Origin of the sequence: Arthrobacter sp. SD76 (assembly GCF_049726125.1) — a bacterium.
Classification (GTDB): domain Bacteria; phylum Actinomycetota; class Actinomycetes; order Actinomycetales; family Micrococcaceae; genus Arthrobacter; species Arthrobacter nitrophenolicus.
In genome coordinates this window covers 862,866-888,823 of sequence record NZ_JBNBLR010000001.1, presented here as the reverse complement: position 1 = coordinate 888,823, position 25,958 = coordinate 862,866, and the positions used below count along the sequence as shown (strand labels likewise).

Here is a 25,958-nt window from a genome sequence, read left to right as displayed (position 1 = left end):
CAGGAAAACCTACGGGACCAGTACTCCGACCACAGCGGCGGCCACGGCCTCCTTGATCCGCGCGTGCAGCTGCCGCAGGGAATGACGGTCGGTGCGGACTTCCACGATGGTGCGTCCGGACACCGGCCGGGCGAGCGCCTCGGCGAGTCCCGCCGTCGTGCCCACCGCCGAATGGCGGACGCCGTACGCGGCGGCGAGTGCCGCGATGTCCACCGAGTGCGGGGTGCCGAAGAGGCGTTCGACGGCGTCTCCGTACTTTCCGCCTTCCTCCACCGCGCCGTGCTCGAGCAGCCCGAAGATGGCGCCGCCGGCATCGTTGAGCACCACCATCCGCAGATCCGGCTGCTCCTCCCCGGCCCCGAGGAGGAGGCCGCCGGCGTCGTGCAGGAAGGTGACGTCGCCGAGCAGGACAGTGGTTTCCTGCCGCCCGCCCAGTGCAATGCCCGTGGCGGTGGAGATGGTGCCGTCGATCCCGGCAAGGCCCCGGTTGGCGTACACGGTGGCGGACGGCTCCGGCGCGGGCAGGCCGGCGAGGTCCACGTCGCGGATGCCGTTCGACGAGCCCAGCAGCAACTGCCCGCGCGCGTGCCGCCACACCAGCGCACCGACCGAAGGACCGGTGGCTGCTGCCTCCGCCGCCAGGACACCGTCCAGGGCGTGCTGCGCGGCGGATCCGGCGAGCAGCCAGGCATCCAGCCAGGCGGAGGTGCCGCGGCCGGCGAAGTCGGCGAGGTCGGACAGGTTCTCCAGCGGCAGTTCGGTGCGCCGGCCGGGCTCGTACCAGGCCACCGGGACGGGCTGGTACAGGGCGGACTGGACGTCGGGCCGGGCCAGCAGGGCAGCGACCGGGCGGGAGAGGGTGGGCCGGCCGAACAGCACCACGCGTTCAATGGGCTGCCCGGAATCCGGCCCGAAATGTTCCAGCAGCAGCCGGTACGGGCCCACGGCATTCGGGCCAAACCGGGAGTTGGACGATGGCTCGGCGAGCAGCGGGAGGTTGTGGGCGCGGGCGAAGGCTTCGGCCACGGGACCGGCGTCGTGCCCGGCCAGGACCACTGTGCGCCGTTCCGGCAACTCATCAGCCACCGGGGGCAGGTTCATGACCAGCGGCTCTGTCCCGATCCGGTAGCGCTGCCGCTCCACCGCCGTCGGGAGCCCTTCGTCCGGGGATGGCACCAGCGGATCCCGGAACGCGAGGTTAAGCTGCACCGGCCCGGGCGGGATCTCGGCGAAGGCGCCGGTGGCCGCGGAAAGCCCGGTCTGGATGGCACGTTCGGGGTCGCTGCCCGCGGGGACGTCCGCCGCGAACCGGACCTGTTCGCCGAAGAGGTCCGGCTGGACGGTGGTCTGGTTGGCGCCCGTTCCACGGAGTTCGTCCGGCCTGTCAGCGGACAGGACGATCAGCGGGACGGCGGCGTGGTTGGCTTCCATCACCGCAGGCAGCAGGTTTCCGACGGCGGTCCCGGACGTGGTCAGGACGGCGGCCGGGGAACCGGTGGACAGGGCAAGGCCCAGGGCCGTGAACCCGGCGGCGCGCTCGTCGATCCTGACCAGCAATTCCACCCGGCCGGCCGCGGACGCCTCGGCCAGCGCATACGCCATGGGGGCCGACCGGGAACCGGGCGAAACCACCACGTGCCGCACCCCGCCGTCGAGCAGGATTCCGACGGCGATCCGCGCCGCCGCGAGGGCGGTGAGCTCAGGGGCGGTGTCCGTAGCGTCGGGGGCAGCGTCTGGGCAGAGTCGTTCAGCGAAGTCACCAAACCAGTCTGCCACCCCTCCCTCCCTGCGTTGCCCTATCACTTATGGTTCCCAAACAGAGCTTTTAGGGACCAATAGTGATAGGGCAACGGGTGGGCTAGGCGCGGATGGGGAAGACCTGGATCACGGACGGACGCGGGGCGCGCGCCTGGCCGGGAGCCGGCGTCGTGCCTGCCGCAACGTAGTCCGGGAAGAAGGACACCTGGTTCTCGAAGGTGCCGTCCTCGCCCGGGTGCTGCACGGCGACGAACACGCTGCGCTCCTCGTCATGGATGATGGGGCCGCAGGTCTCGGCGTCGCGCGGGACGGCGAGGAACTGCTCGACCTTGCCGCGCTCGGCGCCCTCCAGCGTGACCTTGAACAGGCCGTCCGCCCGGCCGATGCCGGAGGGGGCGCCGTCGGTCGAGATCCAGAGGTTGCCGACGGAGTCGAACGCCAGGTTGTCCGGGCAGGAGATGGGCGAGACCTTGTCCACCGGGAAGCCGGAGAAGTAGGTGACGTCGCCCTGGGCCGGATCGCCGCAGACCATCAGCAGGTTCCAGGTAAAGGCTGTGGAGGTCTGGTCGCCGGTTTCGGTGATCTCCACAATGTGGCCGTCGCGGTTCTGGTTGCGCGGGTTGACCTCGTTGGCGCCCTCGTTCGTGCCGGTTCCGCGGTTGGAGTTGTTGGTGCAGGCCACGTAGACCTTGCCCGTGTGCAGGCTCGGCTGCACGTCCTCGGCGCGGTCCATCTTGGTGGGGCCCACCTTGTCGGCGGCCAGGCGGGTGTACACCAGGACCTCTTCCACGGACATGCCCGGCACGGCGGACTTGCCGTCAAGCACCAGCGGGAGCCACTCGCCGGTGCCGTCGAAGGCGCCGTCGGAAGGGACTGCGCCGGTGCCGGTGATTTCGGCGGCGGGCGAGTTACCGGTGAACTTCGCCACGTAGAGGCTGCCGGCGGACAGGAGGGTCATGTTGTGCTTGCGGTCGCCCTCGCGGTACTTGTCCTTGGACACGAACTTGTACAGGTAGTCGAAGCGCTCGTCATCGCCGGAGTAGGCCACCACGTGCCCGGACTTGGCGATGATGACGTTGGCGCCCTCGTGCTTGAACCGGCCCAGCATGGAGTGCTTCTTCGGGGTGGAGGTGGGGTCGAACGGGTCCACCTCCACGATCCAGCCGAAGCGGTTGGCTTCGTTCTCGTAGCCGGGGTTGCGGGTGTCCCAGCGCGGTTCGTCCAGTTCCCACTGGCGGGCGGTGGGCTTGGACGTGATGCCGTAGCGCTTGTCGCCGGCGGACGTGCCGTTGCCCACGAAGTAGCCCTGGAAGTTTTCCTCACCGGACAGGATGGTGCCCCACGGGGTGGTGCCGCCGGCGCAGTTGCCCAGGGTGCCCTTGATGAAGCGGCCAGCGGGGTCTTCAACAGTCTTGACCAGGGCGGAGCCGGCGGCGGGACCCGTGAGCTCGTACACCGTCGAGTTCAGGAAGCGGCGATTCAGTTCCGCACCCTTGACGTAGGTCCACGGCTTGTTCTTGTTCTGGCGCTCCAGCTCCACCACGGACAGGCCGTGTGCGGCTGCCCCCACAGCGCGCACCTGGTCTGCCGGCATGGTGGGCGGGAACATGATGGCGTCGTTGGTGTACTCGTGGTTCGAGAACAGCACCGCGCGGCGGCCCTTGCTGCCCGGGATCTCCAGAATGTCCGTGTAGTCGTTGTTGTAGCCGAACTGCCTCTCCTGCGCCGCCGCCGTCTGGTTGGCCAGGTCGAACTCCGGCGCGTCCTTGAACATCGGGTCGCCCCAGCGGATGATCGGCTGCCACGTGAAGCCGTCCGGAACGGTGACGGCGTCAACCATCGCGTCGATGGACGGGATGGCGGTGAACTGGAGCTTGGACTTGCCGAAGCCTTCCTTGGCTGCCTTGGACAGTCCGGCCGCGGAGGCGGAATCGGCGGAGCTCACCGCTGAACCGAGGACGACGGCGAGCGCACCGGCGGCGCCGAAGCCCAGGGCGGCGCGGCGGGACATGGTGGCGGAGGCAATGTCGCGGAAGTAGCTGTTGGAGCTGGTGTTGCAGACGTCGCCGGCGCAGGCGTTGTCGCACTTCAGGGCGCAGGTGACGGCACTACGCTTGCCCTTGGTATGGCCGAGCATCGGCAGCAGCGTGAATTTGCGGGTGGGCGTTTCAGACATGAGGGTGCCTTCCAAAATGTTCCTCTGGGGTCCGTGCCACCCTGTCAGGTGCTTTCTACGGGGAAACGTCAGACAGGTGAAGCCAGGGTTAACCGCATGTGACCTGCAGGAATGTTGCTCGAGTGGGAGAGCGTCCCGGGGGAAGCCGCGGGTAGTGGAGAGCGTCTCAGGCGGCGAGGACGGCGTGGACCCGGCGCAGCCGGGCCAGCCACCACTCCCGCCGCTCCGCGGAGGCCGCGTACCGCTCCAGCAGCCCGGGATCGGCCGCAACGTCGCGCACGCGGATGGCGCCGTCGTCGGCCGTCAGGGGGTCCAAGGGTGACGTCGGACTCGAACAGGGACACCGTCCCGAGTCCGCACGCATACGGCAGTTCGGGCAGTGCGGCGGCCAGAGCGAGGCCGGCGCGGATGCCCACCGAGGTGTCCAGTGCGGAGCTGACGACGGCGGGCAGGCCGGCCTGCGCCACGATGTCCAGGGCGCGCCGCACTCCCCCGAGCGGCGCCACTTTGACCACCACGAGGTCGGCGGCGCCGGCACGGGCCACGCGGAGCGGGTCGTCCTCCTTGCGGACGCTTTCGTCGGCGGCGATCAGCACAGGGGTGCCGGCGGCCCGCAACTGCGCGCGCACTTCCGCGAGGCCCTCGATGGTGGGCACCGGCTGTTCCGCGTATTCGAGCCCGACGGCGGACAGCCGGGTGAGTGCCTCGACGGCCGTGGGCACGTCCCATCCGCCGTTGGCGTCCACGCGCAGGGCCGCATCCGGCAGGGCGGCCCGGACGGCGGCGAGGCGGGCAACGTCGTCGTCGAGGGTATGGCCCTGCTCGGCCACCTTGACCTTGACGGCGTCCACCCGCCCGAACCGGGCCAGCACCTCCGGCACCCGGTCCGCCGGAACAGCAGGTACGGTGGCGTTCACCGGGATGGACGTCCGCAGCGGCGCGGGGAACCCGAGCCAGGCGGCTTCGACGGCGGAGGCAAGCCAGCGGGAGGCCTCGGCGTCGCCGTACTCGGGGAACGGACAGAACTCACCCCACCCGGCCGGGCCCTGCAGCAGCAGCGATTCACGCTCCAGGATGCCCCGGAACTTCACCCGCATGGGCAGGCTGACCACGTGTGCGCCGGCCACAAGGTCCTCCAGCGGGGGCAGGTCCGGCAGGGGCGCGGCGGTGGCAGGCATGGCATTTACCCTACCGGCGCTGCGGACCCTGACGCAGGACGGCGGCCAGGTGAGAGGTCTTCAAAACATATCAATATGGATATACGATTGCTTCATGGCACGCGCAGCTACCACAGAGGACGCCTTCAATGCGGTGGCCGAACCCCGGCGCCGCGAAATCCTTGACGCCCTGGCTGCCGGCGAGCACACGGTGGGCGAACTCGTGGACCGGCTTGACCTTGCCCAGCCGCACGTTTCCCGGCACCTCCGGGTCCTCCGCGAAGTGGGCGCCGTACACGTGCGGGACGAAGGCAGGCAGCGCATCTACTCGCTCAACGCAGAGGCCCTGAAGCCCATCTACGCGTGGGTGGCCGGCTATGAGCACCTCTGGGCGGAGCGGTTCGACCTGCTCGAGGACGTGCTCGACGAAATGAAACACCAGGACAGCTAGAAAAGGAGCAGGGCAGTGGCACAGACAGGCAGCAGCACCATGGACGTCACGTTCCCCAGCGACGAGGAAATCCTGATCACCCGCAAGGTCAACGCACCCAGGCACCTGGTCTACCGCGCCTGGACCACGCCCGAGCTGGTCAGGAAGTGGTGGCCGGGCCGCCGGGGCGAGATGACGGTGGCGGACATGGACTTCCGGGTGGGCGGCACCTGGCGGTATGTCATGGTGGCCCACGGCGGCTTCGAGGTCGCCTTCCACGGCACGTACCGGGAGATCGTCCCGAACGAGCGGATTGTGCACACCGAGGTGATGGAGATGCCGGAGACGTCGCCGGACGGCGAGGAGGGCGCCGTGGTGAACACGGTCACCTTCGAGGAGGCCGACGGCGGCGGCACCACGGTCAGCATCCGCACCAATGCGGGCAGCAGGGAGATCCGCGACATGATTGCCCAGTCCGGCATGGAGGGCGGCGTCCGCGAACAGTTCGAGATCATCGAGAAGCTGGCAGCGGCTTCCGACTGATCCCGGCTGCCCCGTCGGCGACAGAGGAGCGGGCCTGCTCCAGCGCGGCGGCACGCCCGGAAGCCCAAGCACTCTCCCAGCTTTCTGTGACACCCTTAAGCCGATGACAATTTCACGGCAGGCAGGCACCAGGACAGCATCCCGACCAGCTCCGGGCTCGGGTTTCCTGTTCGTGCTGGCCACCCTGGCCTGCGTGGCCGGGCTGCTTGCCACCTACTACTACTTTGTCCAGACCACCACTGGACAGTTCATTGACGAGTCAGCGCTGGTGGAGGCCGTGGAGATCCATGGCCCGGCGGGCAAGGCGAGCACCAGGTTCCTGGACCTGCTGCCCACCATCTCGCTGGTGATGGCCGCCGTCGTGGTGCTGTTCGTGACGGTGATCCGCAAGCGCTGGGCAGAGGCCGGGATTGCCGTGGCGGCCTGCGTCGGCGCCAACGTGGCCACCCAGGTGCTCAAGGCCCTGCTGCCGGCCCGGCCGGATCAGGGCGTCGTGACGCTGGACATCAACTCGCTGCCGTCCGGGCACACCACGCTGGCGGCGTCGGCGGCGGCCGCGGTGTTCCTGATGGCATCCCCGCGCTGGCGGCCGATGGCGGGCTTCGTGGGCGGCACGTTCGCCATCGCATCCGGGGTTTCGACGCTGATCAACCAGTGGCACCGGCCCGCGGACGTTGTGGCGGCGTTCCTGCTGGTGGGCGCGTTCATGATCCCTGCCGGCTGGCTGATCGTCCGGCGGGGCGCCTGGAACGCCTGGGACGGCTTCGGCGGACATATCGGTTCGGCCCGGATCTGGCTGACGCTGCCGGTGCTGCTGGGACTGGCATCGGCCGCCGTCGCCATGTACTCGCTGATCCGCATCGCGCCGAGCCCCTGGCAGGAGGCCAGCACCACCAACTACTTCTGGGCCGGGATCTCGCTGATTGTGATTGCCGGGTACCTGGCCACGGTAGCCACCACCTCGCTGTTCGCCTTCGCGGCACGACGGCGGGGCTCCCCAGTCCGCTAGAAGGAACCTTTAGAGCACCAGGCCGCGGTCCAGGCTGGCCGCCCGGCCGATGCGACGGTGCCACGCGGCATCGGACACTCCTGCAGGGAATTTGACCGTTTCTTGATGACCTTGGGGGCTCTTTATTGATCCGCCCATTGGATAGTTGCTGTTGCCAGGCCGAAAGGCCCGGCCGGATGGCTCTCCTGCAAGCCATCACTCTCCTGGCGGCGTCTTGAAGTGGGCGCCGCCAGGTACCCGACCTCCGGCCCGCACCTTTTGCGCCCCGGACCCGTTTTCCTCACAGCGCGCCGCCATGCAGCTCCGCCGTGACCCCCATTTCGCTGGAACGCTGCGCACTCGCTGTATCGGAACAGCGATCCTGCAGGGAACCGTCGAATTGGCGGCGGCCCCCTTACGCAGCTGGTCCCCATTTCAACGCGGACCCTTAACGCAAACCAGCTCGGCAGGAGCTGGCGCCGCTATGTGGGGGGGACATAGCGGCGCCTGCTTCCGCCGAGCTGGCGCGGTGCCTACAGCCGCGGTACCTGCAGCCGCGGTACCTACAGCGACGTGGAGACGCAGGTGACCTTGTTGCTGTTGTTGCCTTGTTCCAGGTCCAGCACCGCCGTGGCGCTACCCGTCGACTGGTCGCTGTAGGTGGCGGTCACGCGGATGGTCAGCCGTGCCGTGGACCGGTTCGCGACCACGATCGGCGACGTGATGTCCAGGGTGACGGTGCTGGACGCTCCCAGCGTCACGGCCTGGTTGTACGAGGGACCGTAGCTGCCGTCGGCCTGCAGGGCCGCGTACGTAAGGGATACAGGAGTTTTCGTCCCGGTGGCGGTCAGGGTGGCGTGGGTCCGGTTGTTGTTGTTGGTGCACGTGAAGGCGGTGAGGACATCGCCCGGCCAGGTTGCTGCGGCACTCACGGTCATGGTCGCCGTCGCGCTTTGCTGCCACAGGGCCGACGCCGACGCGCCGCCCACGCCCAGCGTCACCGTCAGTGCGAAGGCGCCGACGGCGGCCCCGGCACCCGGGAGGTCCCGGAACTTGCCCATCAGGACGCCCCAGCCATGCGGGAGTTGCGTGACTTGCGTACTGACGTGAAGACCGTGACGGCGCCGTAGCCGATGAGTCCGATCGCTGCGACGACGGTCCAGGTGCCGCGGTCGGAGTTGCCCAGCGCGTTGGCCACGAAGCCGACGTACGGGACTGCGTAGAACAGCTTGCCCTTGACCTGGATTTCCCGGACGGGTTCAGGATCGTTGGCGCCGTTGTTGTCGCCCCGCGTGATGAGCGTCTTCTCGCCCTGCTGCGTGGCGCCGAAACCGACCACCCGGTGCGTCTCCACCTCAGGCCGTCCCGAGTACAGCTGGAACGTCACCACGTCGCCGTACTGGATCTGGTCAAAGTCGACCGGCTTCATCACCAGGAACGTGCCCGGCGGGAACTTGGGCGCCATGGAGTTGGTGAGCACGGTGTACGTCTGCGAACCCGTTGCCACCGGCAGCACGATCAGGACCAGCGCGGCGAACAACGTGATCATCATGGCGGACATGCTGGCGATACGTCCGACGGCGGCCCAGGCACCGGAGCGCTCGCCCCGGCCGGTTGCCGTTTTCGACGGCGGCTGTTCCGTCTGGGGCGCGTCCTGCCCGTGCGGGGTGTGGCCGACGATGGGGCGTTCTGTCAGGTCAGCAGCCACCGGGCACCCCGCACAACTGACGGGCGGTGAGCGGAAGGGTGATGTTCACTGCTTGTCCTTTCACGGTGGTGGGGGCGGCCGGGCTGAGGCTGGCCTGGAAGCAGAAGACGGTGGATCCGCCTTTGGCGACGGGCTGCGAAACGAGTCCGGCAGAACCCACCGGCGCGTAACTGCCGGTGGCGTTGCATTCCGCGGCGGTGGCTGCCGCCTTGGCGCTGACTGTCACGTACTGGGCAAGGCTTCCGCCGGACACATTCGCCACTGCCGGCTGCCCCGCCGTGACGGTGGTGTTGAAGGTCCCGCCGGCGTTGGTGTTGTTGGTGACTGTCACTCCCCCGTACACCGACGTTCCGGGCGAGAGGGTGGCCGCCGGGTTGATGGCCAGGTTTGCCGACTGCCCGTTGGCCAGCGTCATGTTCGTGACCTGCCCGGACGGAACCGCGCTGAGCGCCACATCGAACGACGCCGAGGCAACAGTCCCGGGGGCGGCCGACGCGCTGGCGCTCCAGAGGGCGTACGTGCCCTGCACCGTCAACAGTCCCAGGAGCACTGCCGCGGCGATGAGTGCCGCCGCCTGCAGTGAGCGCTTGGTGCGCATCGGTCTTCCTCCTGGTCCTGTTCCTTGGTCCGACGGGCGGGTGGCCGTTCAGCCACCCGCCGCGGCAGGTTAGGGGGCCACCGTTGGCGCAACCAGCCCGGAACCGGCAACTACCTGCTCCAGCTGGAAGGCCACGTCGTTGAAGTTGTAGGTCTTGGTAACGTCGCCGCGGCCGGACGTAGTGGACAGGAACTCGAAAGTGATGGTCGCGGTGACCGTCTGTGCGGATCCCGTGGGCTTCAGCGGGTTGGAGACGGGGGTGGTGCCGACCGTCAGCGCAGGACCGGTCACGGAAACGTTGGCGGGAATGAAACCGTTGGTGGCTGTGATGCCGGTTGTGCCAATGTTCGCAGCCATCTTGTCGCCTACCAGGGTCACCGTCAGGTCCTGGGTGTAGGTGAGCTTGTCACCCGGAACTACCTTGTAGGCAGCGATGTCGATGGTCGCACCGGCGCGGTCCTTCCACACCCCAGCGGTGGTGGCGTTGACCACGTTCAGGTCGCCGGCCACGATGGTGCCGGGAGTCTGCGTAGCTTCGGCGTTCCAGGCCGCCAGAGTTCCGCCGCCGCCCAGCAGCAGTGCTGCACCTACGGCGATGGCTGCGGTGCCCTTGACCAGAGTGCTGTTCTTCATGACATGTCCCCTCAGACTTTGATGTGCGTGTTGTCTAGCTGGGGACCACTTTGCACGGCCAAACTCAGGAACTAAGGGGTGAAAGCGTCAAAGAAGGCTCAAGTTATCTGAAAAATTGAAATGGCCCCTGACCTGCGCTTTTATCCCTTGGCCGGTCCTGGATGGCCCGGTTCATAAAGGTCGATGATCGGCAGGTGCCCGTCCGTGCGGATGGCGTCGCCGCCGCCGTTGCGGTGGTGGTAGCCGGTGGAGTAGTTGAGGATGACGTGGACCGACTCCACGGCACGGGCGGCCCGGAGCGTCCCGATGATGAAGTCCCGTTCCTCGTCCGTGCGGTCGGCGATCTTGTGCGTGATCTGGAACGTGAAGAGGGACAGTCCAACGCTCCGGTCGTAGGTGCCGGCACCCACGAAATCCACCGGGATTCCGCCGGGCAGCATCCACCCCTCGGGGCATTTCCAGAACCGGACGTGGTGGCGCTTGCGCGGGTTGCCGTCGATCTCGCGCTGGAACGCCAGGTCCTGCCGGTTGCCGAACACATACAAAGAACTGACCGGCGCTTGCGGGTAGCTCCGCCCCAGAACCGTGGACGTCAGGGTGCGCCAGGCCGTGGCCGGCGTGATGGGGTCCGCCTCCACCCATCCTGCGGACAGCATCGCCCGGCGCAGTTCGTCCCCGGTCCCCACCACCGCCAGGTTCACGGGGTCGCCCAGCACGCCGTCGCCGGTCCTGGTCCGGCCGATGAAGTAGTCCGGAATGTAGAGGCTGCTAAGGATCTTGTGGATGCGCGGCAGCAGGGCGTACGCCAGGATCAGCCACACCGGCAGGAACACCCACGCCTGCTCCGGGCCGCGGGACAGCCGCGACAGCAGGAAGAACCACACGGCCCATCCGACGGCGACTGTCACCAGCAGGTACAGGAGCCGCTGCAGCACCGCCAGCGCGGTGGCCCACCGGCTCTGCCGCCGCTCGCTGGAACTCTCCGGACGCGAATGGTCAGGCTCCTGCGGGGCCGGCCGCCCGGCGTCGTAATTCCTCTCCAAAGAGCTCACGGCTCGTCGGGGGTCAACTGCTCCACGATGATGCGGGCCGTCTCCGGATCCCCCAGGATGCGGAAGTGCCCGGCCGTGGGCAGTTCGATGTTGGTGGCACCCGGCAGGATGCTGCCCTCCGGGATGTGTGGGTCGAACGGGCCGTAGATGGACGTGATCCGGCTGTTGATGGTTTCCTCGCGGGCCAGTTCCAGGGTCAGCGCGTTGCGCGGCGAGAAGATCCGCAGGCTCGGCAGCAGCATGTACCGCGCGTAGGTGGAGCCGGAAAAGGGCGTGCACACCGCGATCATCCGGGAGATCCGCTGCTCCGGGTCCAGGTTGAGCATGGCGTACTTCCCGATCAGCCCGCCCTTGCTGTGCGCCACGATGGCCGCGTCCCGCAGCCCGGCCTCCTCGATGTGCTGCGCCACCATCCTGGCCGCCGCCGGCACCTTCAGCTTGTTTCGCTGCAGCACTGTGACCACGTGGACGGGATGGCCGGCGTCGTGGATGGACTGGATGAGGGGCAGCATGAACTGCCAGTTCTCGTATACGCCCGGGATGATGACCACAGGACTGCGGTGCCCCTGGTGGAACGAGCCCGGCTGCACGCGGGACAGCATGCCCTCAACCTGGCATATGGCTGCGTACGCGTAGTCCTGCAGCCACCACAGGCCCTTCTGCAGCGCACTGATCCGAGTGGGAATCCCCGTTTCACCCATCTGTCGAGGATAACCGCCCCACCCGTTGCTCTATCACTTATGGTCCCTAAACCAGCGTTTTAGCGACCAGAAGTGATAGAGCATGTCAGTAGTTGCGGCGGTGCTTCAGGCGGGGAATCACGACGGCGAACACAGCCGCCGCTGCGAACCCCAGGACGCCGGTGGCCGAGATCCCCGCGCCCAGCGAGGCCAGGGCCGTCACCCCGGACAGGAGCACCGGCCCGCCGGTGGAGCCAGCGTCCGCCATGAAGCGCCACAGCCCCAGGAACTGGCCCCGGCCGCGGTCGGGCGAGAAGTCGGCACCGAGGGTCATCACCAGCCCGGAGCTGATGCCGTTGCCGAACCCGATCAGCAGCGCCGCCAGCAGCAGCCCCACGAAGGATCCGGTGAGCGGGATCAGGAGCAGCGCCATGCCCATCAGCAGGGTGGACGGGACGGCGACGAACTGCCGGCCCCTGCGGTCCATGAGCTTGCCCGCCGGGTAGAACACCAGCATGTCGATGGCCCCGGACAATCCGTAGATCAGCGAGGCGGAGGTGGCGTCCAGGCCCAGGTGGTCCGCCCACAGCGGGATGACCACCTGCCGGGAGGAACGCAGCGCGCTCAGCAGCAGGATCCCGACGCCCAGCGACAGGAAGACCCCCGCATGGGACACCGCCACACTGCGGAGCGTGGGCTGGGGGCCGGCCGTCCCGCCGTCGTGCATGTCCGCCGCGGCCAGGTCCGGAATGGTGAGGGACAGCAGCGCCGCGGCCGCCATCGCCACCAGGCCCACCCAGTACGCGCCGCCGATGCCGGCGAACTGCATCACGGCCGCGCCCAGGAACGGGCCGATGAACACGCCGATCCGGTTGACCCCGCCCAGGGTGGACAGCGCCCGGGCGCGGAACTCCACCGGCACCGCCTCGGTGAGGTACTTCTGCCGCGCCAGGCCAAAGACGCTGCCGGCCATTCCGACGACGGCCATCGCCGCTGCGAGCAGCCACAGCCCGTTGGGAACCACGTAGGACAGCCCGCCCGCGGCCATGGCCAGGCCGGCGGCGACGGCGGCGCCCACGATGGACCACCGCTCACCGAACTTGAGGGTCACCAGGGATGCGGGCAGGTTGAAGAGCCACGAACCGAGCCCCATCAGCGTGACGATGAGGGCCGCGACGGCAACAGAGGCGCCGAGGTCCCGGGCCGTCAACGCCACTACCGGAAGGATGGCGCCCTGCCCGATCCCGAAGAGCAGCGTGGGCCCGAAGGCGGCCACCGCGATGCGTCGAAGGCTGAAGGGCTGGGGGTCGTCCGGGGAAGTCATCAGATTTATCCTATGGCCGCGCCCCGGACGGGTTGTCAGCGGTGGTCGGCGCCCCTCATGCGGACGGCCACCACCACGCCTGAGGCAGCGGTGAGGCCGGCCACCACGGCGATGGCGGCCGGGATGCCAAGGGCGTCAGCAACAATGCCGGAGAGCAGTGCGCCGGCGGCAAAGCCGCTGTCCCGCCACAGCCGGTACACCCCTATGGAGCGCGCCCGCCACGATGGATGGGCCACATCGCCGATGGCCGCGAGCAGCGTGGGATAGACCATGGCAGTACCGATTCCGAGCAGGACGGCAGCGGCGAGCCAGGTTTCGAAACCCGTCCCTGCAGCCACCATGGCCAGGGCCGCGGCCTGCACCAGCATGCCGCCCGTGATCAGCGGCTTTCGCCCGTACCTGTCGGACAGTGCGCCGGTGACGAGCTGCGCGGCTCCCCACACGGCCGGGTAGGCAGCCGCAAGCAGGCCCACTTTGTCCACGCTGAGGCCCCCGGCGAAGAAGAAGACGGGGAAGAGGCCCAGGCCAGCCCGTCGTTGAGGTTGTTGACCATCCCCGCCTGGCTGACAGCGGACAGCGACCTGTCACGGAAACTGGTGAGGATGAAGACCTCCCGGCTGCCCAGCCCGGCATGGCGGGCGTCCCGCGGCCGGTGGGTTGCGGCTTCGGCGGCGGCGTGGTGGTGGGTTTCGCGGACTGCCAGGACGGAGAGGCCCAGGCCGACGGCGATGAAGGCGGCACCGAGGAGGAAAGGCCCCGGGCGCAGCCCGTGCATTGCGGCGATGTAGCCGGTGGCCAGGGCGGTGCCGGCCACGCCAAGATAGCCGGCCGCTTCGTTGAGGCCCATGGCCAGGCCGCGGCGTTCGGGCCCGACGAGATCCATCTTCATCATGACGGTGGTGGACCAGGTCAGGCCCTGGCTGATGCCCAGGATGACGTTGGCAGCAACAATCCACCCCCACGAATCACCGAAGATCAGCAGCAGGGGAACCGGCAGGGCTATGAGCCAGCCTGCCACGAGGACAGGCTTGCGTCCGAACCGGTCGGACAGGGTGCCGGCGAGGTAGTTCGTGGCGGCTTTCGCCACCCCGAACGCAAGGATGTAGGTCAGTGCCGACGAATACAGGCCCACGTTGAAGACCTGGCTTGCCAGCAGGGGCAGGACGGTCCGTTCCTGGCCCAGGGTCCGCCCACCAGGGCGTTGACCGCGACGAGGAGCAGGAATTGGGCAAGGTTCTGGCGCAGGCCAAGTACGACGCCGGGACCTCCTGCCGCGTCGGAGCCGGGTGGGGTGCCCCGCATGTCACGCTCCATTCGGTTGTTGGCGAACGTCCCTGGATGGAAGGTGCCCGGGCAGGCGGGGACCTGCCCGGGCGGGAAGCCCGTGCGGGAGGGGGGACCCGCCGGGCAGTTTTCGGGTCAGTTCGCCGTGACGGCGTTCTGCTCTTCCTGCTGCCAGGCGCTCCACGCGGCATAGCTGCCATCCAGTTCGGCGACGTCGTAGCCGGCCCTGCGCAGCGCGCTTGCGGCTACGGAATTCCGCACACCGCTTTGGCAGTACGTCACGATGGTGCCTTCGGCCGGGAGCTTGTTCAGGTGCCACATGACACGGCCGCCGCTGAGCTGGTAGGACCCGGGAATGTTGCCGGCGATGTGTTCGCTGCGGTTGCGGACATCGAGCACCATGGCGGCGTCGACGTTGCCCAGGTCTTCAGGCCGGACCAGTTTTGGAACGAAGGTGGGCAGGCCCTCGATGCCCGTGACGTACCCGGCCACCTTGTCGATGCCCACGCGAACCAGGTGGTCCCACATGTCCTGCGCCGCTTCCTGGTCGGGCCAGGAGCACCAGCGGATTCTTGTCGGTTTCGGGGTTGACCACCCAGGCGCCGTAGCTCGCCACGGATTTGCCTGCCGGAACGTTCAGTGACCGGACCACAGTTCCCTTGTGGACCTCCTGGTTGGGCGGGTGTCGATAAAGGTGACGAGGTCCTGGTCGAGGTCCCGGGCGACGTCCGACGTCTCCAGCTGCGGGAGCGGGGCGCGTTCGCCCAGCACAGCAGGACCTTCACGGTTCTCACGCTTCATGCGGCCAAAGTAGGCGTGCGCGTCGGGCTGGCCGTCCAGGAGTTCGGCAATGAAACCGCCCTCGTCGTTGGCGGCAAGGTAGGGACCCCACCACGAATAGAGCCGTTCATAGCCCACCGTGGAGGACGGGATGGCACCGAGCGCCTTGCCGCAGGCACTGCCCGAACCGTGGGCTGGGTGGACCTGGACGTAGTCCGGCAGGGTCAGGAACCTGTCCCGCAGGCTGGCGAAGAGTTGCCTCGCTCCCTCGAAGCGGGTGTCCACTCCCCCGGCGGCTTCATCCAGCAGGTCCGGACGGCCCAGGTCGCCGGAGAAGACAAAGTCTCCGGAGAGCAGGTAGCCCGGCTGGTCGCTGAACGCGCCGTCGGTGACCAGGAACGAGAGGTGCTCAGGGGTGTGGCCGGGGGTGTGCACTGCCTCGATGGTGATGTTGCCGATGCTGATTTTGTCCCCGTCGTAGAGCCGCTGTGCATCGAATCCGTACTGCCAGTCAGGCCCGCCCTCGCCGGAGACGTAGATCTTTGCGCCGGTCGCGGCGGCAAGCTCACGGGTGCCGGAGAGGTAGTCGGCGTGGATGTGGGTCTCGGTGACGGCCACGATCTTCATGCCGTTCTTCTCGGCGAGGTCCTGGTAGACGGCAATGTCCCGCCGGCCATCAATGACCACGGCGGTGCCGTTGGCCTGGCAGCCGATCAGGTAGCTGGCCTGGGCGAGGTCGTCGTCGTAGATACGTTCAAAAAGCATGGGGTCCTCCTGGGACGTTGCGACTGGGGGCCATGTGGCCAGGTTCGGGTGTGGGTGCCGGCAGCGGCAGGACCGGATCCGGTCAGCTGGCCTGCTTGGCGGCTTTGGCACGCAGGGCATCCAGGTCCAGGTTCTTCACAGCCTGGATGACCTCTTCCAGGGCTGCTGCGTTGAGCGCCCCCGGCTGGGAGAAGACGAGGGTCTTGTCCTTGAAGGCCATCAGCGTGGGGATTGAGGTGATCCGCGCTGCCGCAGCCAGGGATTGTTCCGCTTCGGTATCCACCTTGGCGAAGGTGATCTCCGGGTGCCGTGCGGCGGCCGCGGCATAGGTAGGGGCGAACATGCGGCAGGGGCCGCACCAGCCGGCCCAGAAGTCAACGAACACGATGTTGTTGTTCTCCAGGGTCCCAGCGAAGGTCTCTTGAGTGATATCGATGGTTGCCATGACTAAATTTTATACCCCCCTGGGTATCGAGTAAAGCTGGATGGGACAGGACGGGTTCCTCCGGCAGGGAGGAGCCAACTGGCGCGGTCAGACGGTGGGAAGCCCGGCGCGGGTCCACGCAATCATGCCGCCGGCCATGGTGTCGGCGTTGAAGCCGGCGCGGTTGAGGGCGTCGGCCACTGCGGCGCTGCGGTTTCCGCTGCGGCACACCACGATGACGGGTGCGGCCGGGTCGAGTTCAGGCAGGCGGGCTTGAAGCTGGCCCATGGGAATGTGCAGGACTCCCGGCACCATGCCTTCGGTGACTTCGAAGTCCTCGCGGACATCGAGGATCCGGGCCTGGTTCAGGCGCCGGTTCGTCTCGGCAACGGTGATCTCAGCCATGGTTCTTCTCCTTCTCTTGTTGTTGAATGTCAGGCCGGCGAAGGCCGGCTGCTGCTTCGCCGCCTGTTCCTGCCGATGGTGCGGAGCGGGCAGGAGTTGACGAAAAGCCAGCAAATGCCCGCACCTGCAAGCGTCAGGGCGACGACGGCAGCGATGATGATCGGGCGCAGTTCCCCGGGAGCCTGCTGGGTGAGGACGAATGTGCCCATCGCCAGGACGAACCAGCCGAACGCCTTGCGGAGCGCATCCTCCGGAATGCGGCCCGCAATCCGTGAACCGACAAGGGTTCCCGCGATTGCGGCTGCGGTAACAGCCAGGACCAGGCCCCAATCCAGCTGGACCGAGGTGAGGTAGCCGGCCAGCCCGGCGAAGGACTTCATGGCGATGACCACCAGCGACGTGCCGACGGCGGCAGCCATGGGCAGGCCGCCCAGCAGCGCCAGGGCCGGGACCACCAGGAACCCGCCACCGGCGCCCACCAGTCCCGTGATGAGCCCGACCACCGCGCCGTCCAGCAGGACCCTGCCAAGCGGCAGTTCGTGCTTAGCAGGCGCCGCGCCGCCGTCGTCCTTCTTCTTCCTCCCCCGGAGCATGGCGATGGATGTGGCCACCATCATGACGGCGAAGGCAATAAGCAGGATCTGGCCCGGGATGTGGCCCCCAGCAGACCCCCGACAAAGGCACCCGCCATGCCGGCCGCGCCGAAGAGCAGGCCGGTCCGCCACCGTACCCGGCCCCTGCGCGCATGGCTGACCACACTGACCGCCGAGGTGACACCGACGACGAACAGGGAGGCTGCGATTGCCTCCTTGGGCCCGAACCCGGCCACGTAGACCAGGATGGGGACCGTCAGGATGGAACCGCCGCCGCCCAGGACGCCGAGCGACAGGCCGATGACCAGGGACAGCGCCAGGACAAGGATCACGGCGGAACTCACGACGCCTTGGCCTCAGCTCCGGCTTCGGAACTGACGGGCAGCTGCAGGATGGCGCTCTCACGGGTGGGCTCCTTGGCGGCCCTGTTCCACGGCATCGCGGAAAGGGCCGTGCCCATGGCACAGGTGTTGGTGGCTGCGGAGAACGTCAGTCCGGCCCCGATCGCCCCGGCGAGCATCCGGACTTTAGGGGAAACGAACCTGCCGCCGGCCAGGCCCAGGACAACGAGGGAGCCGGCAACAGGCGGACCTGCCGCTCCAGGTCCCACCGTGCCCTGCCGCGGACAACGTCGCCGCCGGCGGCAGCAAAACCCGGGACACCGCCGGTGAGCACGAAAGCCGTGCCGATACCCGCTTCACCAAGCCGCTGGCGCGCCTGCTCGGCCCTTACGCCGGACTGGCAAACCAGCACGACGCGGCTGCCGAGCCGTTGCGCCAGTTCATCGGTGTGCTCCGAGAGCAACGGCAGCGGCACGTTGTAGGAGCCGCGGATGTGCATAGATTCGAACTCCGCGGCGGAGCGGACGTCGAGCACCGTCAGGTCCTGGTGCCGGCAAGCCAGCTGCGGAGTGTTTCGGCGCCAGGGAGGTGACGGCGGTTGAACGGTTGGAAGAGGAGGTCATGGGAGTCCTTTCGGCAGCGGAAGTGGATACCCCACCGAGTATTACGGATACCCCCGGGGGTAGTCAAACACACCCCTGGGGTATAAGCTGGTGCGGACACTTCCCGGATTGGAGATCCCCATGCAACTTGATGCCACTGAACTGACGCCCGTGGTCAACCGCCTGAAGCGGGCCCAAGGCCAGCTCGCAGCCGTCACTCGGATGCTTGAGGAAGGCCGGGACTGCAAGGACATCGTCACGCAGCTGGCGGCGGTGTCCAAGGCACTGGACCGGGCCGGTTTCGCGATCATCGCCAGCGGGCTGGAGCAGTGCATCGTCCGCAAGGATGCCAGCATGGACACCAAGGATCTGGAAAAACTCTTCCTGTCGCTTGCCTGATCTCCCGCCATCTTTCCTGCCCACCAGACTGAGGAGGAGCAATGACCTATACCCACACCGTGACCGTCCCGTTCTCCTGGGAAGAGGCCGTGGAGCGCATGCGCACGGCCCTTGCCGGCCAGGGTTTCGGGATTCTGTCCGAGATCAACGTCCGCAACACTTTCGAGGCGAAACTTGGCACCGAAGCCGCCGAGGCCCTGGGCCCCGATGTCATCCTGGGCGCCTGCAACCCGCAGTTGGCCAGCAAGGCCCTTGCGGCGGAACCAGACCTCGGTGCGCTGCTGCCCTGTAATGTCGTGGTCCGCCGCGGCACGAATGACACCGTGACCACAGTCCAGGCAATCGATCCGCAAACCATGGTCCGGCTCAGTGACAGCGCCGCCGTGCGCGACGGTGCCAACGATGCCGACGCCAGGCTCCGGGCGGCCCTGGCAGAGCTCTCCGCCACTGCCCCGGCAGGCTGACCGGCCGCGCCCCGAAAACCACGCGAAATCGCTCAAATTCGGGGGTCACAAACGGCCCACACAGGAGTAGCGTTCGCCTTATGGGGCGCTGATCCGCGCCCATAGCCAAGGGGAGGTCATTCGATGGGTGAAGTGTGGATCCGAACGCTCGGCAACGGGCTGGTCCGGGCAGACAGAGTCACCGAAATTTCATCCACGCGCGGGTCGTTGCATGAGGACCAGGGGTATTCCTTGAAGGTCATCGTGGACGGCAAGGGCCACGTCCTGATCGACGACGCCGATCTGCAGGGCAGCATGGCCGAGCGGCTGGAGTACGCCCGGCACATGGAGGACGCCCTGCTGCTCGCCATCGATGAAGCCCGCGACAGCGACGCCTCCGTGGTGATCTCCTATGAGCCCGAACGCGAGCGCTGGTCGTCGGCCGCCGTCTCCGAATTAACCGGCAGCCTTCCCCAAGTGGTCGTCTGACCCGGCGCGGGCTCCCGCAACGCCGGAACAGCCGGCGCCTGGACATCCTGGACTGCCGTCCGCGCCGGCAGTCCGCTGATGCTGGTGCGCGTGAAGCACAGCGCCCAGAGCGCAGCAACCAGCACCACCACCAGGACCCACGGCAGGTCCGGCCACGCGAGCATGAACGGCACGGCCACTGCCACCACCGTCACGATCAGCAGGTACCACGCCACGGACCACCACGGGCTGGCCGGGCCGTTGCGGGCGGGGTCGCTTGATTGCCGGACGGACGGCTTCCGCCTGCGTTGGAGCCGGTTGTGCAGCACGCCCCACACCGGCCCGTTCAACAGCCCCACCAGCACGCCGGCGAACACGGCCGTGGTCACCGCCAGCACGCCCCAGCTCTGCCAGTGCCCCCAGTGGTAGGAAGGGCCGGAGCACACCCAGGAGGACCACCACGGGTCCTGGCCGGCCCCGGGCGGGCCGCACTGCACCAGGTTCCGCGCCCACCCCTGCGAGCCCAGCCAGGCCAGTGCAGCCGGGGCGCTGAGCGCTGCGGTGAGCACCGAGAGAAGCCGCGTCACCCCCAGGCTCTTGACCATGACGCGGTGCGGACGGAGGCGCCGGTCGCCGTCGAGCCCCCGCAAGGCGAGGCCGTGCGGGTCGGAGGGCGGGTCCAGGATCAGCCGGGCCAGCGGATCCAGCACCTCCACCCTGTTGCTGGAGTAGACGATGTGGTCGTAGATCAGCGCGGAACGGTTGTAGACCGGGTGCTCCTCGGGGCCGGGGCCGCCGTCGCCCGCGGTGTCCCGGGCGTAGATCTTGCCGAAAACGGGCAGCGGGCCGTTGGCGTGCGTTGAAATGGGGCCGGCCGGCACGAAGTCGAACTTGCCCCACACATTGATCCAGCGGGGCCGGTCCGGGTTCGCCAGCCAGTCGGTCACCGGGTCCTCCCCCGTTCCGCCGCCCCACTGCGCGTACCCCAGCAGGTCGAGCCCGCTGCCCACACTGACGAAGTTCGTGGCCCGCGCCTGGTTCTGAAACAGGACCTGCCCGGTGATCGCTGCGCCCTGGCTGTGCGCCACCACCGTCACCTGGGTGCCGCCGTCGTGGTCCCAGCGCTGCAGGGTGTCCACCACCCGCTGCCGCATCGCGGCGGCCTGGAGGGGCTTGCGCTTCCACACCTGCGGGTCGCCCAGGAACTCGGCGAACAGGGAGACGATCTTGCCGATCCACCGGCCGGGCCCGGGAATCCAGGCCAGGACGATGGTCAGCAGCAGCACCACCAGCACGGCCAGCAGGATAAAGAACCCGGCAAGCGCTGCCAGCGCGGTCAGGAGCGCCTGCCTCAGGCGGGCGCCCAGCCAGGCGAGGCTGGCGCGCCGCCTACCGGGATAGAGGTTCCACCTGATCAGCTGCAGGGACCTCTTGTAGACCCGCAGTGCGGTGCGCAGCGCCCAGGAGTACGTGGACGCGGCCGACGCCGGCTCGAAGTCCCTGCCCCAGGATGCCTCGGTCATGAGCACCGTGAGGTAGTCCGGCTTAATGCCTGCACAGCCGCGCAGCACCTTCACCCAGACCTCGGGTGCATCGCCTACGGCGTTGGCTTTGGTGATCACCAGGTGCGGGTGCGGGGCGTCCGGCACCATGTCCAGGGAAAGGTCGTGAAGGCTGAGCATCAGCGGCTGGGCCCACTCCTGCAGCGTCCCGCCTTTCAGTGCCCGGCCCATGCCGTGGACAAACACCACCGCGTGGTCCGGGCGGCTGCGCGGACTACCCAAGCTGCCGTTTTCTGTTGTCGCGTCCCCCAGGCCGTCGCTTGCGCGCTTGCCCATGGGCTAATGATGGACCTGCTCCCGGCCGGAAGGAAGCTTCGAGGGGCTGGCATGGCGGCACTTCCGGAACCCCGTCACGAAAGAACAGACGATGTAATAAACATCTCCATGTTGCGTGCGTCACATCCTGCCCCTACTCTGGTTGAGGCTGATGCAAACGGCCATAGCAAGAAGCTGCAGCGTCGCAGCCAATGCCGGGGAAGGCTTTACATTTTGAACTCAAAGCTCAACATTGTTGTCCGTATCGATCTCGACCACGCACGAGCCAAGGTGATTGCAAAGGGGCATATCACCGTCCATAGCGTCAACGCCCTCTATGTGGTGGCAAAACGGGCCAACTCCCTGCGGGAAGGCCTGGATCTGGAACTGGATATCTCACACGCCCGCGTGGATGATGCGGCACTGGAGATGCTCCGGACCTCATCGGAAACACATCATCTTCCAACCAAAATCGATCCGCAGCAGGCACCGTGCACCATCAGCGTGCTGGCGCCGCGCAGGAAGGCCGCCGTTCCGGCTGCCGCAATGGCCGCATAGGCCAACTCCAAGGCAACTCCCAGCGCCCAGTATGGGGCCCAGAGCCTGCCACCTTAACCTTCGATTTACAGTCTTTCGCCCTGCCCTCCAGCACGGTTGTACCCGCCTATCCGGGTAGCCGTACCGGGCAGGGCGGAATAGTCTTTTCCTCTCGTGATGTCCGGCCGCCGTCGTTCAGGCACTGACGGTCAGGCACTGACCGGCCGGCCGCCCAGGTTGGCCTGCAGCCATTCCTCCAGGAGCGGCGCCGGCAGCGGGCGGGCGAAAAGAAACCCCTGGGCAAGGTCGCAGCCCATGGCCCTCAGCGCCTGCTCCTGCCCGGACGTTTCCACACCTTCGGCAACGGCACGGATGCCCACGGCGTGGGCCAGGTCGATGCAGCTGCCCACGATGGCGGCGTCACCGGAATCCGAGCCGAGTCCCGTGATGAAAGACCTGTCGATCTTCAGTTCGTTGATGGGGAACTTCTTCAGGTACGTCAGGCTCGAATATCCGGTTCCAAAGTCGTCAACAGCCAGCCCGACGCCCAGGTTTTTCAGGGCGGTCAGCGACTCAAGCGCGGCCGCGGGATCGGACATGAGTGCCGTTTCCGTAATTTCCAGCTGCAGGAGCGCCGGATCCAGCGTCCACAGCTGAAGGGCACCCTTCACCGTGTCCACCAGTTCGGGATCGTTCAGCTGCCGGGCGGAAAGGTTGACGGCGAATTCCAGGCGCGCGTTCCGGGGGTCCTGCCGCAGGGCCGCCGCCTGTTTCAGCGTCTCGTTCAGCACCCAGGCACCCAGGGGGCGCACCAGCCCCGATTCCTCAGCCATCGTGATGAATTCCGACGGCGGCAGCAGGCCGCGCGTGGGGTGCTGCCACCGGACCAGGGCCTCCACGCCGCTGGCGGTGCCGGTCCGCAGGTCGATCTGCGGCTGGTAATGGACCCGGAGGGCGCCGTCCCTGATGCCGCGGCGCAGTTCGCCCAGCGCGCGGAGCCGGTCCACGGTGGGATCAGTTTCGGCGGGCTCGTGCAGCTCCCACCGGCCGCGCCCGCGCTCCTTGGCCCGGTACATGGCGATGTCCGCCCGGCGGATCAGGTCTTCCAGCGTTTCCTCCGCATTGTCCGCCACCGCAATCCCGATGCTCGCGGAGGTCACAATTTCCAGGCCCTCAATCTGCATCGGCGCGCGCAGGACATCCAGCAGGCCGGCGGCCAATGCCACTGCCGCCGGGGTGTCGACGGCGGTCCGCGCCACCAGGAATTCGTCACCGGAGAGCCGGGCAACGGTGCCCGTTCCCGGGACCGCGGCCCGCAGCCGGTCCGCCACGGCCATCAAGAGCTCGTCCCCTGCCGAGTGCCCCAGGCTGTCGTTGACGGCCTTGAAGTGGTCCAGGTCGAGGAACAGGACGGCCAGTGTCACCTTGCCGCTGCCGTCCAGGAGCGGCTCGAGCGCCATCCTTAGCCCTGCGCGGTTGGGCAGCCCGGTCAGGGAATCATGCAGGGCGAGCCGCTGCAGTTCCTTCTCCGCCTGGCCCCGCCGGACTTCGGATTCCTCTGCGGCCCGGAGGGCGGCGACCAGCTCCTTTTCGAACATCCTGCGTTCATGGGCGCTGAAGATGATGACGCGGACACTGCCGGGTTCCTGCCCGGAGCCGGGGACCCGCTGCGCCGAGAGCAGCGCGGCGCGGCGTTCCCCGCCGGCGTCGATGATCTCCACTGCGATCTCCGAGACCGAGCCGTTGATGCCGAGCTGGGGAATGCAGTGGGTTGAGTAGAGGATCTGGTCACCGACCGGCATGAGGTCCTGCAGCCTGCGGCCGAGAAGCTCGGGCCGCGCGAAACCTGTCCACCGCACAAAGGTGTCATTGACCGCTGTGATGCTGCCGCCGTCGTCCGTTACCAGGTATCCGCACGGGGCCTGATGGAACAGGGCTTCAAAGTCATCCGGCGGTTTGTCATGGCCCGCGGGCGGGCCGGGGGCGTCGGTCACGGGCGGGAATCAAGGTAGTTCAGGATGGCCCGGGCGGTGTCCCCGGGCGCGCTGACGTGCGGGCAGTGGCCCGTTGCCTGCAGTTGCACCAAGGTGCTCTGCTCAAGGTGCCGGTGCACGTAGTCGCCCACCTCCTGCGGCGCGAGCAGATCATCGGAGCGCTGGAGGATCAGGCACTCACAGCCCGCCTTGTCCAGCACGGGCCGGCTGTCGGAGAGGAAGGTGACCCGGGCGAAGTGCCTCGCGATCGAGGGGTTGGTACGGCAGAAGCTGCTCCGGAGTTCCTCCGCAAGCTCGGGTGCGTCCGGGTTGCCCATGGCCATCGGCGCGAGGGCTTCGGCCCAGGCCACGTAGTTGCTGTCCAGCGAGGCGAGCAGGCCCTCGATGTCCTCCTCCGAGAACCCGCCCACGTAACCGTCTGCGGCGTCGTTGGTGTAGCGGGGCGACGGGGCCACCAGGACCAGCCGGGCGAACCGGTCAGGTTCCCGGACGGCAGCGATCAGCGCGATCATGGCGCTCACGCTGTGGGCCACCAGGATGACGTCCTTCAGGTCCAGGACGGCACAGATTTCCAGCAGGTCCTCGGCGTAGCCGTCCAGGGTCCCGTATTTGCCGCGGTCATAGGCGTCCACATCGGAACGGCCCGCACCCACGTGGTCGAAGAGCACCAGCCGGTAGTCATCCGCAAAGTACGGCAGCAGCCGCCGCCACATGTCCTGGTCGCAGCCGTACCCGTGGGCGAACATCATCACGGGCCCGTCTGCGCGGCCGGCCTCTGTGACATTGTTCCGGCGGACCACCAGCGAAGCTGCCTCGGTTGCTGCTGTGACCATCTGTACCGACCCCCGGGGTTAGTAAGCAGGGTGATTTTCCTATCTCAGATAGTAGCGGCGGGAGAAAGCGAAACGCTCACAATTGCGGAAAGGTTGCAGCCCCCGCCCGGGATAAAGCTAGACGTGAATACATTGCAGGCTGTACAGTCACTTCCGTGAAAACCCTGACCCATGCACCGGTCCTGGCGCGCTTCGGCTATGCGGTGTCCGATCCCACCCGGGCCCGGATCCTGCTGGCCCTGGCCGACGGCCCGGGCTACCCTTCCGACCTTGCCGAAGCTTTGGGTGTCTCCCGCCAGAGCATGTCCAACCACCTGACCTGCCTGCGCGGCTGCGGCCTGGTGGTGGCGGTCCCGGACGGGCGACGGACCAGGTATGAACTGGCAGACGGCCGGCTGGGCCATGCCATCCGCGACCTGCTGGGCGTGGTGCTGGCGGTTGATCCGGCCTGCTGCGCCCCGGACGGGACGTGCACGGCATGAGCGGCCTCCAGCTGTCACCGGCTCCCGCCCGGCGGGCGGTCCTCACCCGGCGCATCCGGATCCTCGCGGCGGGCACCATCACCTACAACGTTATCGAAGCCGCCGTTGCGCTCTGGGCCGGCGGGGTCGCGGGCTCGGCGGCGCTGATCGGGTTCGGGCTGGACTCCGTGATCGAGGTGGCATCCGCTGTCGCGCTGTCTTGGCAGTTCGCCTCGAAGGACCCAGAACGCCGCGAGCACCTGACCCTGCGGATCATCGCCCTCTCCTTCTTCGCCCTCGCCGCCTTCGTCTCCTTTGACGCCGTCCGGGCCCTGCTCAGCGGCGAACCGGCCGAACATTCGACGCCGGGCCTCGTCATCGCCGCGCTGAGCCTGGCCGTGATGCCGGTGCTGTCGTGGCTGCAGCGCCGGGCCGGCCGCGAACTGGGATCGAGGACGGCTGTTGCCGATTCCAAGCAGACGCTGCTGTGCACCTACCTCTCGGCCGTCCTCCTGGTGGGCCTGGTTGTTAACAGCACCCTGGGCTGGTGGTGGGCCGATTCCGTGGCGGCCCTGGCCATCGCGGGCATCGCCGTGCGGGAGGGCATCAATGCCTGGCGGGGCGATGCCTGCTGCGCCGGCTGCGCCTGACCTGCCTTCCCTTCCCCACACACGCCCTCTCACATATCGCGCCTTCCACCCATACGCCCTCTCACATATCGCGCCTTCCATCCAGACGCCCGCTCACTTGCCGCGCGCCGTCGGC

The 25,958-nt window shown here is 67.9% G+C and carries 23 protein-coding genes and 5 pseudogenes; 9 read left to right on the top strand and 19 right to left on the bottom strand.

What is annotated here, in order from left to right:
- Positions 1-9: 9 nt before the first annotated feature.
- The 3 genes and pseudogenes from menD to ACPEE0_RS04395 form a co-directional block, all read right to left on the bottom strand.
- Entirely contained in the window at positions 10-1,674 is a 1,665-nt protein-coding gene (gene menD, locus ACPEE0_RS04405) for a 2-succinyl-5-enolpyruvyl-6-hydroxy-3-cyclohexene-1-carboxylic-acid synthase (RefSeq protein ID WP_424575240.1), read from the bottom strand.
- A gap of 184 nt (positions 1,675-1,858) precedes the next feature.
- Positions 1,859-3,934, bottom strand: coding sequence for a PhoX family protein (locus ACPEE0_RS04400; RefSeq protein ID WP_424574035.1), 2,076 nt, complete (start codon positions 3,932-3,934; stop codon positions 1,859-1,861).
- A 166-nt stretch (positions 3,935-4,100) separates the two neighbouring features.
- A pseudogene (locus ACPEE0_RS04395) lies at positions 4,101-5,112 on the bottom strand (o-succinylbenzoate synthase).
- A gap of 94 nt (positions 5,113-5,206) precedes the next feature.
- Between ACPEE0_RS04395 and ACPEE0_RS04390 the strand changes: the two are divergent.
- From ACPEE0_RS04390 to ACPEE0_RS04380, 3 genes are all read left to right on the top strand, one after another.
- Entirely contained in the window at positions 5,207-5,542 is a 336-nt protein-coding gene (locus ACPEE0_RS04390) for an ArsR/SmtB family transcription factor (RefSeq protein WP_424574034.1), read from the top strand.
- 15 nt (positions 5,543-5,557) lie between these two features.
- On the top strand, positions 5,558-6,064 hold the full coding sequence (locus ACPEE0_RS04385) for an SRPBCC family protein (RefSeq protein WP_424574033.1): 507 nt from the start codon (positions 5,558-5,560) through the stop codon (positions 6,062-6,064).
- 103 nt (positions 6,065-6,167) lie between these two features.
- Positions 6,168-7,073 (top strand): phosphatase PAP2 family protein, encoded by a 906-nt coding sequence (locus tag ACPEE0_RS04380; RefSeq protein ID WP_424574032.1) that lies wholly within the window; start codon positions 6,168-6,170, stop codon positions 7,071-7,073.
- A gap of 542 nt (positions 7,074-7,615) precedes the next feature.
- On the opposite strand, the gene ACPEE0_RS04375 is transcribed toward ACPEE0_RS04380, so the two are convergent.
- The 13 genes and pseudogenes from ACPEE0_RS04375 to ACPEE0_RS04315 all read right to left on the bottom strand — a co-directional run bounded on the left by ACPEE0_RS04375 (position 7,616) and on the right by ACPEE0_RS04315 (position 18,262).
- On the bottom strand, positions 7,616-8,113 hold the full coding sequence (locus ACPEE0_RS04375; RefSeq protein WP_424574031.1) for a hypothetical protein: 498 nt from the start codon (positions 8,111-8,113) through the stop codon (positions 7,616-7,618).
- Positions 8,113-8,760, bottom strand: a complete 648-nt coding sequence (locus ACPEE0_RS04370; RefSeq protein WP_424574030.1) for a signal peptidase I — start codon at positions 8,758-8,760, stop codon at positions 8,113-8,115. Before ACPEE0_RS04370 ends, ACPEE0_RS04375 begins: the two co-directional genes overlap by 1 nt.
- On the bottom strand, positions 8,750-9,358 hold the full coding sequence (locus tag ACPEE0_RS04365) for a SipW-dependent-type signal peptide-containing protein (protein WP_407709892.1): 609 nt from the start codon (positions 9,356-9,358) through the stop codon (positions 8,750-8,752). Before ACPEE0_RS04365 ends, ACPEE0_RS04370 begins: the two co-directional genes overlap by 11 nt.
- 69 nt (positions 9,359-9,427) lie before the next feature.
- Complete coding sequence (locus ACPEE0_RS04360; protein ID WP_424574029.1) at positions 9,428-9,991, bottom strand: alternate-type signal peptide domain-containing protein; 564 nt, start codon at positions 9,989-9,991, stop codon at positions 9,428-9,430.
- Between the two features lie 140 nt (positions 9,992-10,131).
- Positions 10,132-11,043 carry an LssY C-terminal domain-containing protein gene (locus tag ACPEE0_RS04355; RefSeq protein WP_407709893.1) on the bottom strand — a complete coding sequence of 304 codons (912 nt, stop codon included), beginning with the start codon at positions 11,041-11,043 and terminating at the stop codon, positions 10,132-10,134.
- Complete coding sequence (locus ACPEE0_RS04350; RefSeq protein WP_133345577.1) at positions 11,040-11,744, bottom strand: esterase/lipase family protein; 705 nt, start codon at positions 11,742-11,744, stop codon at positions 11,040-11,042. The genes ACPEE0_RS04355 and ACPEE0_RS04350 overlap by 4 nt, the downstream gene beginning before the upstream one ends.
- Before the next feature lie 85 nt (positions 11,745-11,829).
- Complete coding sequence (locus ACPEE0_RS04345) at positions 11,830-13,047, bottom strand: MFS transporter (protein WP_424574028.1); 1,218 nt, start codon at positions 13,045-13,047, stop codon at positions 11,830-11,832.
- Positions 13,048-13,082: 35 nt separating this feature from the next.
- Positions 13,083-14,349: pseudogene (locus ACPEE0_RS04340) on the bottom strand (MFS transporter).
- Between the two features lie 117 nt (positions 14,350-14,466).
- Positions 14,467-15,876: pseudogene (locus tag ACPEE0_RS04335) on the bottom strand (MBL fold metallo-hydrolase).
- Positions 15,877-15,958: 82 nt separating this feature from the next.
- On the bottom strand, positions 15,959-16,321 hold the full coding sequence (locus tag ACPEE0_RS04330) for a thioredoxin family protein (protein WP_009358930.1): 363 nt from the start codon (positions 16,319-16,321) through the stop codon (positions 15,959-15,961).
- An 87-nt stretch (positions 16,322-16,408) separates the two neighbouring features.
- The gene (locus ACPEE0_RS04325) at positions 16,409-16,705 is read right to left on the bottom strand and encodes a rhodanese-like domain-containing protein (protein WP_424574027.1); all 297 of its coding nucleotides are present in this window, start codon (positions 16,703-16,705) and stop codon (positions 16,409-16,411) included.
- A gap of 29 nt (positions 16,706-16,734) precedes the next feature.
- A pseudogene (locus tag ACPEE0_RS04320) lies at positions 16,735-17,642 on the bottom strand (sulfite exporter TauE/SafE family protein).
- Positions 17,639-18,262 (bottom strand): annotated as a pseudogene (locus tag ACPEE0_RS04315) (rhodanese-like domain-containing protein). The pseudogenes ACPEE0_RS04320 and ACPEE0_RS04315 overlap by 4 nt, the downstream one beginning before the upstream one ends.
- Before the next feature lie 120 nt (positions 18,263-18,382).
- On the opposite strand from ACPEE0_RS04315, the gene ACPEE0_RS04310 reads away from it, so the two are divergent.
- From ACPEE0_RS04310 to ACPEE0_RS04300, 3 genes are all read left to right on the top strand, one after another.
- Positions 18,383-18,640, top strand: coding sequence for a metal-sensitive transcriptional regulator (locus tag ACPEE0_RS04310; protein ID WP_009358934.1), 258 nt, complete (start codon positions 18,383-18,385; stop codon positions 18,638-18,640).
- 41 nt (positions 18,641-18,681) lie between these two features.
- On the top strand, positions 18,682-19,104 hold the full coding sequence (locus ACPEE0_RS04305; protein ID WP_424574026.1) for a DUF302 domain-containing protein: 423 nt from the start codon (positions 18,682-18,684) through the stop codon (positions 19,102-19,104).
- A 123-nt stretch (positions 19,105-19,227) separates the two neighbouring features.
- Positions 19,228-19,572 carry a hypothetical protein gene (locus ACPEE0_RS04300; RefSeq protein ID WP_133345561.1) on the top strand — a complete coding sequence of 115 codons (345 nt, stop codon included), beginning with the start codon at positions 19,228-19,230 and terminating at the stop codon, positions 19,570-19,572.
- On the opposite strand, the gene ACPEE0_RS04295 is transcribed toward ACPEE0_RS04300, so the two are convergent.
- Positions 19,494-21,389: a hypothetical protein gene (locus ACPEE0_RS04295; RefSeq protein WP_424574025.1), complete on the bottom strand. Its 1,896-nt coding sequence runs from the start codon at positions 21,387-21,389 to the stop codon at positions 19,494-19,496. The two genes, ACPEE0_RS04300 and ACPEE0_RS04295, sit on opposite strands and share 79 nt — an antisense overlap.
- A 213-nt stretch (positions 21,390-21,602) precedes the next feature.
- Between ACPEE0_RS04295 and ACPEE0_RS04290 the strand changes: the two genes are divergently transcribed.
- Positions 21,603-21,926: a hypothetical protein gene (locus tag ACPEE0_RS04290; protein WP_009358937.1), complete on the top strand. Its 324-nt coding sequence runs from the start codon at positions 21,603-21,605 to the stop codon at positions 21,924-21,926.
- Between the two features lie 188 nt (positions 21,927-22,114).
- On the opposite strand, the gene ACPEE0_RS04285 is transcribed toward ACPEE0_RS04290, so the two are convergent.
- Both ACPEE0_RS04285 and ACPEE0_RS04280 read right to left on the bottom strand, forming a co-directional pair.
- Positions 22,115-23,899, bottom strand: coding sequence for a sensor domain-containing protein (locus ACPEE0_RS04285; protein ID WP_354175794.1), 1,785 nt, complete (start codon positions 23,897-23,899; stop codon positions 22,115-22,117).
- Positions 23,896-24,732, bottom strand: a complete 837-nt coding sequence (locus tag ACPEE0_RS04280; RefSeq protein WP_424574024.1) for an alpha/beta fold hydrolase — start codon at positions 24,730-24,732, stop codon at positions 23,896-23,898. The genes ACPEE0_RS04285 and ACPEE0_RS04280 overlap by 4 nt, the downstream gene beginning before the upstream one ends.
- Positions 24,733-24,887: 155 nt before the next feature.
- Here ACPEE0_RS04280 and ACPEE0_RS04275 point away from each other — a divergent pair, with 155 nt between their 5' ends.
- Together ACPEE0_RS04275 and ACPEE0_RS04270 are read left to right on the top strand one after the other, a co-directional pair.
- A complete protein-coding gene (locus tag ACPEE0_RS04275) occupies positions 24,888-25,214 on the top strand; it encodes an ArsR/SmtB family transcription factor (RefSeq protein ID WP_354175795.1) in 327 nt (108 codons plus the stop codon).
- On the top strand, positions 25,211-25,843 hold the full coding sequence (locus ACPEE0_RS04270) for a cation diffusion facilitator family transporter (protein ID WP_424574023.1): 633 nt from the start codon (positions 25,211-25,213) through the stop codon (positions 25,841-25,843). Before ACPEE0_RS04275 ends, ACPEE0_RS04270 begins: the two co-directional genes overlap by 4 nt.
- The last annotated feature ends 115 nt before the right edge of the window (positions 25,844-25,958 follow it).

What these genes read in the sequence shown, in the direction of transcription:
- ACPEE0_RS04400 (WP_424574035.1), bottom strand. Translation starts at nt 3,934, where the DNA reads ATGTCTGAAACGCCCACCCGCAAATTCACGCTGCTGCCGATGCTCGGC.
- ACPEE0_RS04390 (WP_424574034.1), top strand. Translation starts at nt 5,207, where the DNA reads ATGGCACGCGCAGCTACCACAGAGGACGCCTTCAATGCGGTGGCCGAA.
- ACPEE0_RS04380 (WP_424574032.1), top strand. Translation starts at nt 6,168, where the DNA reads ATGACAATTTCACGGCAGGCAGGCACCAGGACAGCATCCCGACCAGCT.
- ACPEE0_RS04375 (WP_424574031.1), bottom strand. Translation starts at nt 8,113, where the DNA reads ATGGGCAAGTTCCGGGACCTCCCGGGTGCCGGGGCCGCCGTCGGCGCC.
- ACPEE0_RS04365 (WP_407709892.1), bottom strand. Translation starts at nt 9,358, where the DNA reads ATGCGCACCAAGCGCTCACTGCAGGCGGCGGCACTCATCGCCGCGGCA.
- ACPEE0_RS04360 (WP_424574029.1), bottom strand. Translation starts at nt 9,991, where the DNA reads ATGAAGAACAGCACTCTGGTCAAGGGCACCGCAGCCATCGCCGTAGGT.
- ACPEE0_RS04350 (WP_133345577.1), bottom strand. Translation starts at nt 11,744, where the DNA reads ATGGGTGAAACGGGGATTCCCACTCGGATCAGTGCGCTGCAGAAGGGC.
- ACPEE0_RS04345 (WP_424574028.1), bottom strand. Translation starts at nt 13,047, where the DNA reads ATGACTTCCCCGGACGACCCCCAGCCCTTCAGCCTTCGACGCATCGCG.
- ACPEE0_RS04330 (WP_009358930.1), bottom strand. Translation starts at nt 16,321, where the DNA reads ATGGCAACCATCGATATCACTCAAGAGACCTTCGCTGGGACCCTGGAG.
- ACPEE0_RS04325 (WP_424574027.1), bottom strand. Translation starts at nt 16,705, where the DNA reads ATGGCTGAGATCACCGTTGCCGAGACGAACCGGCGCCTGAACCAGGCC.
- ACPEE0_RS04310 (WP_009358934.1), top strand. Translation starts at nt 18,383, where the DNA reads ATGCAACTTGATGCCACTGAACTGACGCCCGTGGTCAACCGCCTGAAG.
- ACPEE0_RS04305 (WP_424574026.1), top strand. Translation starts at nt 18,682, where the DNA reads ATGACCTATACCCACACCGTGACCGTCCCGTTCTCCTGGGAAGAGGCC.
- ACPEE0_RS04300 (WP_133345561.1), top strand. Translation starts at nt 19,228, where the DNA reads ATGGGTGAAGTGTGGATCCGAACGCTCGGCAACGGGCTGGTCCGGGCA.
- ACPEE0_RS04295 (WP_424574025.1), bottom strand. Translation starts at nt 21,389, where the DNA reads ATGGGCAAGCGCGCAAGCGACGGCCTGGGGGACGCGACAACAGAAAAC.
- ACPEE0_RS04280 (WP_424574024.1), bottom strand. Translation starts at nt 24,732, where the DNA reads ATGGTCACAGCAGCAACCGAGGCAGCTTCGCTGGTGGTCCGCCGGAAC.
- ACPEE0_RS04270 (WP_424574023.1), top strand. Translation starts at nt 25,211, where the DNA reads ATGAGCGGCCTCCAGCTGTCACCGGCTCCCGCCCGGCGGGCGGTCCTC.